This window comes from Methylophaga sp. UBA5088 (assembly GCF_002414625.1).
Classification (GTDB): domain Bacteria; phylum Pseudomonadota; class Gammaproteobacteria; order Nitrosococcales; family Methylophagaceae; genus Methylophaga; species Methylophaga marina.
Map to the genome: position 1 here is coordinate 74,423 of NZ_DIAC01000010.1, position 10,995 is coordinate 85,417.

General features: G+C 44.0%; 9 protein-coding genes. All 9 read left to right on the forward strand.

The features are described from left to right. A partial coding sequence (locus B4K20_RS01205; protein WP_289281589.1) for a TonB-dependent receptor occupies positions 1 to 2,201 on the forward strand: 2,201 nt, incomplete at its 5' end. Positions 2,202 to 2,251: 50 nt separating this feature from the next. Then, complete coding sequence (locus B4K20_RS01210) at positions 2,252 to 2,935, forward strand: Fe2+-dependent dioxygenase (protein ID WP_284722093.1); 684 nt, start codon at positions 2,252 to 2,254, stop codon at positions 2,933 to 2,935. Between the two features lie 2 nt (positions 2,936 to 2,937). Then, the gene (locus B4K20_RS01215) at positions 2,938 to 4,044 is read left to right on the forward strand and encodes an alpha-hydroxy acid oxidase (protein WP_289281590.1); all 1,107 of its coding nucleotides are present in this window, start codon (positions 2,938 to 2,940) and stop codon (positions 4,042 to 4,044) included. Between the two features lie 204 nt (positions 4,045 to 4,248). Then, on the forward strand, positions 4,249 to 5,322 hold the full coding sequence (gene rfbB / locus B4K20_RS01220; protein WP_289281591.1) for a dTDP-glucose 4,6-dehydratase: 1,074 nt from the start codon (positions 4,249 to 4,251) through the stop codon (positions 5,320 to 5,322). After that, on the forward strand, positions 5,319 to 6,203 hold the full coding sequence (rfbA, locus tag B4K20_RS01225; protein WP_289281592.1) for a glucose-1-phosphate thymidylyltransferase RfbA: 885 nt from the start codon (positions 5,319 to 5,321) through the stop codon (positions 6,201 to 6,203). Before rfbB ends, rfbA begins: the two co-directional genes overlap by 4 nt. Next, positions 6,204 to 6,752, forward strand: coding sequence for a dTDP-4-dehydrorhamnose 3,5-epimerase (gene rfbC, locus B4K20_RS01230; protein ID WP_289281593.1), 549 nt, complete (start codon positions 6,204 to 6,206; stop codon positions 6,750 to 6,752). Next, complete coding sequence (gene rfbD / locus B4K20_RS01235; protein ID WP_289281594.1) at positions 6,752 to 7,630, forward strand: dTDP-4-dehydrorhamnose reductase; 879 nt, start codon at positions 6,752 to 6,754, stop codon at positions 7,628 to 7,630. Before rfbC ends, rfbD begins: the two co-directional genes overlap by 1 nt. Before the next feature lie 95 nt (positions 7,631 to 7,725). Beyond that, complete coding sequence (locus B4K20_RS01240) at positions 7,726 to 9,624, forward strand: nucleoside-diphosphate sugar epimerase/dehydratase (RefSeq protein WP_289281595.1); 1,899 nt, start codon at positions 7,726 to 7,728, stop codon at positions 9,622 to 9,624. Between the two features lie 72 nt (positions 9,625 to 9,696). Further along, positions 9,697 to 10,995: glutamine--fructose-6-phosphate transaminase (isomerizing) (gene glmS / locus B4K20_RS01245; protein WP_289281596.1), on the forward strand; the 1,299-nt coding region annotated here is incomplete at its 3' end.

A 10,995-nucleotide genomic window follows, 5' to 3' on the forward strand; every position in this document is an offset into this window, starting at 1 on the left:
GTGGCTTTACTAGTCGAGCCAATAGTCAAAAATGGGTGATGTCGACATTGGCTATGGCACTATCATCAGCAATGACAACACCAGCCTTTGCTGAAGAAGTCGATCTCGATACTGTTGTTATCGAGGGAGACAAATCTACTGCAGAAAGTAATCCTTACGCAGAGCCTGATGCGCCTTATAAAGCCAACCGTTTATCTGATAACAAGCGTACGCGCGACATTGCCGAAACGCCACAAACCATGACTGTTTTGACAAAAGAGTCGATTATCGACTCAGGTAAGACAGAATTAAAAGATATTCTGAGCGCACAGCCTGGCATTACATTGGGTACGGGTGAGGGCGGTAATTCTTTCGGTGACCGTTATATTATTCGAGGCTACGAAGCACGTAATGATGTATTCACCGACGGTTTGCGTGACCCAGGCCTTATCACCCGTGAAACTTTTGCGCTTGAGCAAGTTGAAATTACAAAAGGTCCTAGTTCAACTTTTGCAGGGCGTGGGTCTACGGGTGGTGCCGTAAATAGCGTGACTAAAAAGGCGAGCCTGGATGATGACTTTACAACGCTATCGGGTGGACTGGGTACGGATGAATATCAGCGCTATACCCTGGATACGAATAAAGTGCTAAGCGATGACTTCGCTGTTCGCTTTAATGCTTTATACAGTGAGGCAGATGTCCCTGATCGAGATCCAGCAGAAAAACGACGCCAAGGTGCTTTGTTGTCTGCAGTTTATCAGCCGACCGATGAACTTAGCCTGACAGCAGATTATTATCACTTTCGTGCCGATGATCGAACGGATCCGGGTGTTGCTCTGGATCGAGATACCAACAAAATACTTAAGTATGATTATGTTGGCCAGGACGGACTAGACTTCCAACATTCCAAGGCAGATATTTTTACATTTGGTCTTGATGTTGAGTTAACAGAGGGCATGCGATTAGAAAATAAATCGCGTATTGGTAAAACTGAAAACGAGTATATCGTGACTGCTTACAGTGCTCGCTCAGCAGGTACGCGGTCATTCACCGGTTGGCAGGAAAATGATTACCTTGGCAACCAGACAAACTTAATTATCGATCAGAACCTTTGGGGCAAGCGCCATACGATAGTTACAGGTATTGAATTTGCTAAAGAAGAAATGGATGCCGGGAATTATGATGTTAACCCATCGAGCGTAGCGGTTGACCCATACAATCCCAACAATAATGCTTGGTCGGGTACGGCTAGTAGAAACGATGCATCGACTCAGTTAGAGCTGAAGACAGTCTCTGCTTATTTGATGGATACAATCACCCTGAATGAAGATTGGGAAGTCTTCGCTGGGATTCGTTACGATTATTTCGATTATGATCTGTGGACAGCTGCTAGGAATGGTCGCGGAGGACCTCAAGCTGAAATGGATCGTAGCTACAGCGATGGTTTCTGGAATGGTCACACCGGCGTTGTATTCTCGCCCTGGAAAAACGGTAATATCTATGCCAGCTGGAGCACTTCTTCCAATATCAATGGTGGTGAAGCTGATGCTGGTGGCAGTTGTGGTTATGGTGGTTTGTGTTCAGACTCTGATGGCAACTACAAGAGTGCGGATCCTGAGCAGTCTACCAATTTAGAAATTGGTACCAAATGGAACCTGCTTGAGAACAACTTGTTGTTAACAGCTGCGGTGTTTCAAATCACTAAAGATGACGTTATTGAAGGTGGGAATGACTCATATTCAGGTGGTGGTAGTCTTAACACGGGTGAAAACCGTGTTCGTGGTATCGAACTTGGTCTATCGGGTAACATCACAGATAGGTTGAGTGGTCAAATGGGGCTTGCTTTGATGCATTCAGAAACACTGAAAGCCTTTGATCCTGCTGATGAAGGTAAACCAAAAGCTAACTTCGCGAAACGTAGCTTTAATGGTCAATTAAAATATCAGGCCACGCAAAAATTCGCCTTTGGTGGGGTGGTGACCTATTCCAGTGGCATGTTTGGCGGACAGCCAGATGCGGCCGCTAATACTGATATCAGTATTCCTGGATATATTGTTTATGATGCCTTTGCTTCTTATGAAATCAACGACAACATGACAGTCCGTGCCAATATTCTTAATTTGTTTGATAAGGATTACTATACTGCGTTATATCGAGGTGGCAGCATCGTCTATAAAGGTGATGCAAGAAGCGCCAATGTCAATCTGACCTATAAGTTCTGATCAGGTTATGATAACGGGCCTTCGGGCCCGTTTTTTTTGGAGCTAATGACATGCTAATGGTTATACCTGAGGTGTTCTCAAAAACTGATCTCAGTAAACTCAATGAACACTTAGCAAAAGGAGAATGGCTTGATGGTAAGATAACTGCTGGAGCGCAAGCCAGCGCTGTTAAACAGAATCAGCAGTTGGATGAAAGCTCAACACTCGCACATCACCTCGGCGATATTGTGTTGGATGCACTAGCTCAACAACCTCTATTTATGTCGGCTGCCTTGCCACTTAAAATCTTTCCTCCGATGTTTAATCGATACCAAGGTAAACAAACCTATGGTAACCATGTCGATAATGCCATCCGTTTTGTACCAGGCACACCAACGCGTGTACGTAGCGATCTTTCTGCTACCTTATTTCTGAGTGAACCTGACGATTATAAAGGGGGGGAACTGGTTATTCAGGAGCAATTTGGTGAGCAGAACATAAAACTTAATGCAGGGGATCTCATTCTGTATCCTTCAAGTAGTCTGCATCAAGTTAAGCCTGTCATTGATGGCGAACGCCTTGCTTGCGTTATGTGGATGCAAAGTATGGTTCGTGACAATGAGCAACGTCAGATCTTGTTTGATCTGGATCAGAGTATCCAATCATTAACGACACAACATGAGCACCAACATCAGGATATTATGCGTTTAACCAACATCTATCAAAACCTGTTAAGACAATGGGCTGAGACGTAAGTATGGAAAAATCATTAAAGACGCCGCTAAACTCGATACCACAGGACTTAGTGTGTGCTGCTGACTATGCTCGCTATGCGAAACAACATTTAAGTCATGCTGTGTATGAATACGTTGTCGGTGGCGGAGCTGATGAAATCACCTTGAGACGTAATCGCCAGAAATTAGATGAGTATTTCATTCTACCTTCCGTGTTAAAGGATTGTACAAAAGGGGGAACACATACCACCGTGCTTGGACAGCCTTTTCGTCACCCTTTGATGTTAGCCCCTGTCGCATTTCAACAGCTTGCTCATCCACAAGCTGAGTTAGCGACAGCAGAAGCTGCCAATCACTTAGAGACAGGCATGATAGTCAGTACACTAGCGACACGTTCTCTCGAAGATATTGCTGCAAGTACATCCCAAACGAAATGGTTTCAGCTCTATTTTCAGCAAGATAAAGAGTTTACGCTGAGTTTGGTCAGACGTGCAGAGCAGGCTGGTTATAGTGCTTTAGTTGTCACTGTCGATGCTTCTCTGCATGGCATCCGTAATCGTGCTCAGCGTGCTGGCTTTGTCTTGCCTGAAGGTGTGGAGGCAGTGAATCTTAAAGATCGGCCTCCTCTGCCAAGACAAAGCTTTGAACCCAGTCAGAGTGTTGTTTTTCAGGGCATGATGAGTGAAGCACCAGTTTGGGAGGATATTCGTTGGCTGCAAAAACAGACGACGCTTCCCATTATCCTGAAAGGCATTCTGTCACCCATCGATGCCGTGCAAGCCCGAGAGTTGGGACTAGCTGGCGTAGTGGTGTCAAACCATGGTGGTCGCACGCTGGATTGCGTGCCATCATCCATTGAGATGTTGCCTGTCATAAGAGAAGCGGTGGGTACTGATTTTGTGGTTCTTTATGATGGCGCTGTAGAACGTGGTACGGATACTTTTAAAGCGCTGGCTTTGGGAGCTGATTTAGTTTGTCTCGGGCGGCCGCAATTTTACGCTTTGGCAGTAGCGGGGGCACTAGGCGTTGCCCATTTATTGAGGATTCTACGCGAAGAGTTGGAAGTGACGATGAGCTTGGCTGGTACCCCAACAATCGAGAGTATTACTTCTCATTCACTTCAATATTAAACTGGCCTAAACAAGTTCTTACTGTAATAAATAGTGACTAACAAAATATCGTTCTTAATGTAGATAGCTTTTACGTAGCTTTGCATTCATTGAAATGATGTGTCGACATTCGTAAAAAACACAGCTTCTGCGTTGCTTCCAGTTCTCACTAATGCTACTTTTAGCTGGCAAATATTCAATTCACTCAATATAGAAGAGCTATCTGTGTCAAGGAAAACACTTTTTGTTACCGGGGGGGCTGGATTTATTGGTTCAGCCTTGATTCGTCGTCTTATCGAAGTTAGTGATTATCACATTATCAATATTGATAAACTGACCTACGCAGGTAATCTGGAGTCACTTCTACCTGTTGCTGACAATCCGCGTTATCATTTTGAACAAGCCGATATCTGTGATGCGGAAAAAATGAATGCTTTGTTCAAGGAGTATCAGCCTACTGCAATCATGCATCTAGCGGCAGAATCACATGTTGATCGCTCAATAGACGGGCCTGCGGATTTCGTGCAAACCAATTTAGTGGGTACCTACGTCTTATTAGAAGCTGCCAGACAGTACTGGAAAACGCTTGATAAAGATGCTGCGGCACAATTTCGTTTCCATCATATCTCCACCGATGAGGTATATGGCACCTTAGGTGAAACAGGCTTGTTTGAAGAGACAACACCTTATCAACCAAATTCACCCTATTCAGCGACCAAAGCAGGGAGTGATCACTTGGTTCGTGCCTGGCATCACACCTATGGTCTACCCGTTGTCATGACCAACTGCTCTAATAATTACGGTCCCTATCAGTTTCCTGAAAAATTGATTCCACTGATTATCAATAATGCATTGGTGGGCAAACCCTTACCAGTCTATGGCAAAGGCGATAATATCCGTGATTGGTTGTATGTGGATGATCACGCGGATGCCTTACAGCTTGTTTTGGAACAAGGGAAGCTGGGCGAAAGCTATAATATTGGCGGCTTTAACGAACATACCAATCTTGATGTTGTGCATCGTGTTTGTGACATTCTGGATGAATTATTACCCGAATCTGAACATTGTCCTCATCGAGATTTGATTACTTTTGTCACGGATCGCCCTGGTCATGATCAACGTTATGCGATTGATGCTACTAAAATCAATCGTGAATTAGGATGGACGCCAAAAGAAACATTTACTACTGGCCTACGTAAAACAGTGGAATGGTATATCGACAACCGTGAGTGGAATGAGCGTGTCATGGATGGTAGTTATCAACAAGAGCGCTTAGGGTTGGGAGAACAGGCATCATGAGTCAACGAAAAGGGATTATTCTTGCCGGTGGCAGTGGTACACGACTTCATCCCGTCACACAGTCCATTAGTAAACAGTTACTGCCTGTGTATGATAAACCGATGATTTATTATCCATTATCGACACTGATGCTGGCCGGCATGAGGGAAATCTGCATTATTTCAACCCCCCAAGATACACCACGACTCCAGCAACTATTAGGGGATGGAAGTCAGTGGGGACTGGAATTAAGTTATGTGGTACAGGAAAAACCAGAAGGGATTGCCCAAGCATTTACCCTAACAAAATCCTTTATTGGTGATAGTAGTACGGCTTTAGTGCTGGGCGATAACGTTTATTATGGCCACGATTTAGCGGATTTAATGTCGGAAGCGGATGACAGACAAAAAGGGGCAACAGTGTTTGCCTATCCGGTGTTTGATCCAGAACGTTATGGTGTGGTCGAGTTTGATGATGCAGGAAAGGCATTAAGTATCGAAGAAAAACCGGCTAAACCTAAATCTCGCTATGCTATCACCGGGCTGTATTTTTACGATAACCAGGTTGTTGATATTGCAGAAAGTCTCAAACCTTCAGCACGCGGGGAGTATGAGATAACGGATGTGAACCAACACTATCTAGATAAGGGCGAGCTGCACGTGGAAGTCATGGGCCGAGGCATGGCTTGGCTGGACACAGGCACACATGATTCGTTACTTGAAGCATCACAATTTATTCAAACCATAGAAAAACGTCAGGGGTTGAAAGTGATGTGTCCTGAAGAAATTGCTTATCGACAAGGTTACATTGATGCGGATCAGCTTCTAGCATTAGCTAAACCATTAGTAAAAAGTGGCTATGGCGATTATCTGATGAACTTAATTCACGAAAAGATTTATTAAATGCAAGTTATTGAAACGACACTGCCGGATGTGAAAATTCTTAAACCCAGAGTCTTTGGCGATGAACGAGGGTTTTTTATGGAAAGCTTCAATAAAAAACAATTTGAAGCACTCACTGGCGTGGACACCGAATTTGTCCAAGACAATCACTCAAGATCTTCACAAAATGTTTTACGTGGTCTGCATTATCAAATCCAACATGCGCAAGGTAAATTAGTACGAGTGATTTCAGGCGAAGTGTATGATGTGGCTGTGGATTTGAGACAGTCATCATCGACGTTTGGTCAATGGGTAGGGGTTCATCTCAAAGCAGAAAATCATGATATGTTGTGGGTGCCGCCAGGCTTTGCCCATGGCTTTTTTGTATTAAGTGAATCTGCCGATTTTTTATATAAAACCACAGATTATTATGCGCCGGAACATGAACGCTGTTTGTTATGGAATGATCCCGCCTTGGATATCGACTGGCCTCTATTAGATAAATCGCCTTCTCTATCTGCGAAAGATCAGCAGGGAGCACATTTTAACGAAGCGGAATTCTACGATTAATGCGTATTTTAATAACTGGAAAGCATGGTCAGGTAGGGCATGAGTTAATAAGAAGCCTGTCGTGTCTTGGTGATGTTGTTACCACAGACAGTAAAACACTTGATCTAAGCAAGACAGATGAGTTAGCTGAAAAAGTAGAACAATTGGCACCTGATTTAATTGTCAATGCGGCAGCCTATACAGCTGTTGATAAAGCTGAGACTGAACAAGAGCTGGCATATAAGGTCAATGCTCTTGCCCCACAGATATTAGCTGAAGTCGCCAAAAATCGTGATATCCCGCTTATTCATTACTCAACCGATTATGTATTTAGTGGCAGTGGTGATAAAGCCTGGACCGAAGACGCGGAAACTCAGCCGCTCAATGTGTATGGCAGAACAAAATTGGCAGGTGAATTGGCTATTAGTAATGCCACAGATAAATATATGATCTTTAGAACCAGTTGGGTCTATGGTGCAAGAGGGGCTAACTTTCTCAATACGATGAAAAGGTTAGCGATTGATAAAGTGCAGTTATCCATTGTTCACGACCAGATAGGTACACCAACATGGGCTCGTCACATCGCTGACGTAACGGCGCAAGTCATTTCGCAAAGTCACCAACAAACAGACTTCTGGCAGAACCATAGCGGTGTATACCATCTATCTGGTGCCGGCCGAGCCAGTTGGTTTGGTTTTGCCCAGCAAATATTTAATTTAATGGCTGCACAAGGACACTCAGTGCCGAAGCTTCATCCTATCTCCACGCGTGATTATCCAACGCCGGCAAATCGTCCAGCTAATTCTTTACTCGATAATACAAAGTTAAAACAACATTTTGACCTTGCTTTGCCAGACTGGCAAACCACACTGGAGTGGGTAATGAGCGGAGAAGAGTGATAATCTTCTGTCTTCTTGAAGTGTATTAGCCAAAACTTACTGAGTGTATTACGTTGACATACCCATCAATTGTAAAAAAAATGGGCCTATGGTTTTTGAACAGACCTCGGCCAATAAAAAGAACGATCAGTGTCATACTGGATTTTTTAGCCATCCCATTCTCATTATGGTTAGCTTTTTCTTTACGCTTAGGTGAGTTTTATATTCCGCCGAACCAGCAGTTGTGGATCTTTGTTCTTGCCCCCGTTCTCGCTATCCCCATTTTTATAAAGTCAGGTTTATATCGGGCGATTATTCGTTATATCGGCATGGATGCTATCTGGACAATTGCCAAGGCTGTATTGCTGTTTACCTTGATTTTTTCTGTCATCGTGTTGACCGCTGATGACTTGGCCGGGTTAGTGCCCAGAACGGTTTATGCCATTCAAGCAATCATCTTGATGTTGTTTGTAGGGGGGAGTCGCATGATGGCGAGATGGTTGATAGTGAAAAGCGATCATCATCTCTGGAAAGAGCTCAATGCCGTTCGTTATATTCCACCTGTCTTAATTTATGGCGCTGGACGAGCTGGCGCACAAGCCGCAGCATTGATGAAATTGAGTAATCAGATGCGTCCCGTGGCGTTTATTGACGACAACGCAACATTGTGGCGACAACAAATTAATGGCATGACGGTTTATGGTGTTGACCAGCTTGCCAGGCTGATTGAACGTTTTAAGGTCAGAGACATTTTACTGGCAATGCCATCGGCGGGTCGTCGTCGCAGAAGTGAGATATTAAAACTGCTGGAGCATTATCCTGTCCACGTCAGAACATTACCTGATTTGATGGATATTGCAGAAGGACGCCTGGAAGTTTCTGATATTCAGGAAGTGGATATCGCTGATTTATTAGGTCGTGAACCTGTAGCACCGATTAATAATTTGTTAAGCAAAAATATCACGGATAAAGCGGTGATGGTGACCGGTGCTGGTGGTTCTATTGGTTCAGAGCTTTGTCGGCAAGTTATCCATTTATCGCCATCCTGTCTGGTTCTTTATGAAGCGAGCGAAATTAATCTTTATCAAATTGAGCGTGAACTGGCGTCATTAGCTTTAGATATTCCTGTTTACTCTATGCTGGGAACAGTGCTTAATCAGCAGCGTGTCGAGATGGTATGTCGGCGTTTTGGCGTGAATACTATTTATCATGCAGCGGCCTATAAACATGTGCCAATTGTTGAGAGAAATACCAATGAAGGTATCCGTAATAATGTGTTTGGCACACTGCATTGCGCGCAGGCTGCGATTGATGCCGAGGTGGAAACTTTTGTACTTATCTCAACCGATAAGGCTGTTCGTCCAACCAATACCATGGGAGCAACAAAGCGCTTTGCAGAGTTAGTGCTTCAGGCTTTTGCCGAATCAAAAACGTTGTATAACAAAACGCGCTTTACCATGGTCAGGTTTGGTAATGTCTTGGGCTCATCGGGATCTGTGGTGCCATTATTCAGAGACCAGATTGCCAAAGGTGGACCGGTAACGGTGACTGACCCTGAGATCATCCGCTATTTTATGACAATTCCTGAAGCTGCAGCCTTAGTTATCCAGGCTGGCGCCATGGGCAAAGGTGGTGATGTCTTTGTGCTCGATATGGGCGAACCGGTCAAGATTGTTGATTTAGCAAGACGCATGATCCATTTAAGTGGGTTCACGATACGTGATAAAGAGAACCCAAATGGTGATATTGAAATTGCCTATACTGGTCTCAGACCCGGTGAAAAGCTTTATGAAGAACTGCTCATCGGTGATAATGTATCGGCGACCGAACATGAGAAAATAATGCGGGCAGAAGAGTGTGTGATTGAGTGGCCAGCTTTGGTCACAATCATTCGAGAACTGGAACTCGCTAACAAATATGATGACTGTCAAAAAGCACGAGCTATATTGCTAGACACGATTGATGGATTTATTCCTCAATGTGAGTTAAGTGATTGGCTGGGGAACGATGTCTAGAAGTGCATTCTTTATATCGCCAGAGTCTCACTTAAACTATACTGGTGCTGTATTTCAAGAGGATTTAATTTAGTGTGTGGAATAGTCGGCGGAATCGCTGAAAGGAATGTTAGCCCCATCTTGATGGAAGGGTTACGAAGACTGGAATATCGCGGTTATGATTCGTCTGGAATGGCGCTGCTTGATGATATCAACGAACTACATCGTGTTCGATCTTTGGGAAAAATACAACAACTTCAGGATAAAGTTGATCAATTAAATGCCCCGTTTACTGGTCGAATCGGTATTGCTCACACACGTTGGGCGACACACGGAATACCTTCTGAAAATAATGCTCATCCACACATTTGTAACAATCAAGTGGCGGTCGTACATAATGGTATTATTGAGAATTATCAATCATTAAAACAAAAACAACTTGCTCAAGGCTATCGCTTTACTTCTGAAACCGATACTGAAGTCGTTGCTCATGAAATTCACGCAGAACTGCAACAGGATAATGATCTTTTACAGGCGGTTTTGCGTTCTCTGAAAGTCTTTGATGGGGCCTACGCTCTAGGCGTAATGGATAAGTCTCATCCAGATATGCTGGTGGCTGCCAGAAAGGGAAGTCCTTTGGTCATAGGAATTGGCATTGGTGAACACTTCATTGCTTCGGACGTCTCAGCGTTGCTTCCCGTTACACAGAATTTTATTTTTCTAGAAGACGGTGATGTTGCCAAGTTAACCCGGGACAAGGTCGAAATTTATAGTGCGGCAACAGGTGAAGTAGTTGAACGCCCTGTAAAACAGTCAAGCCTGAATATTACGTCGGTTGAGCTGGGTGAGCATCGCCATTACATGCACAAAGAGATCTTTGAACAGCCCCAAGCCGTGATTGACACGTTAGAAGGGCGTATCACACAGGATCAGGTTTTGGTATCGAGTTTTGGCCCCAAAGCTGAGCAAATCTTTAAAACGGTTGAGCAAATTCACATCATCGCTTGTGGTACCAGTTATCACGCGGGTATGGTCACTAAATATTGGATGGAAGACATTATCGGTTTGCCATGTCAGGTTGAAGTGGCCAGTGAGTTCCGTTATCGCAATCCGGTGATTCTGAATAACACGTTGTTTGTAATGATAAGTCAATCAGGCGAAACCGCTGATACACTGGCTGCACTGCATCAGATTAATCACTATAGAAAAGTCCATGATTTAGATGGCATTACTTCCTTAAGTATTTGTAATGTAGCAGAGAGCAGTCTGACACGTGATGCTGATATGACTTATCTGACGCATGCCGGGCCCGAAATTGGTGTGGCGTCAACCAAATCATTTACTACTCAGCTTGTTGTACTGGCTTTACTGCTCACAAGCTTAGGTAAAGTC

Excerpts from the sequence above, each read along its gene's own strand:
- B4K20_RS01210 (WP_284722093.1), top strand. The coding sequence starts at position 2,252 with ATGCTAATGGTTATACCTGAGGTGTTCTCAAAAACTGATCTCAGTAAA.
- B4K20_RS01215 (WP_289281590.1), top strand. The coding sequence starts at position 2,938 with ATGGAAAAATCATTAAAGACGCCGCTAAACTCGATACCACAGGACTTA.
- rfbA (WP_289281592.1), top strand. The coding sequence starts at position 5,319 with ATGAGTCAACGAAAAGGGATTATTCTTGCCGGTGGCAGTGGTACACGA.
- rfbC (WP_289281593.1), top strand. The coding sequence starts at position 6,204 with ATGCAAGTTATTGAAACGACACTGCCGGATGTGAAAATTCTTAAACCC.
- rfbD (WP_289281594.1), top strand. The coding sequence starts at position 6,752 with ATGCGTATTTTAATAACTGGAAAGCATGGTCAGGTAGGGCATGAGTTA.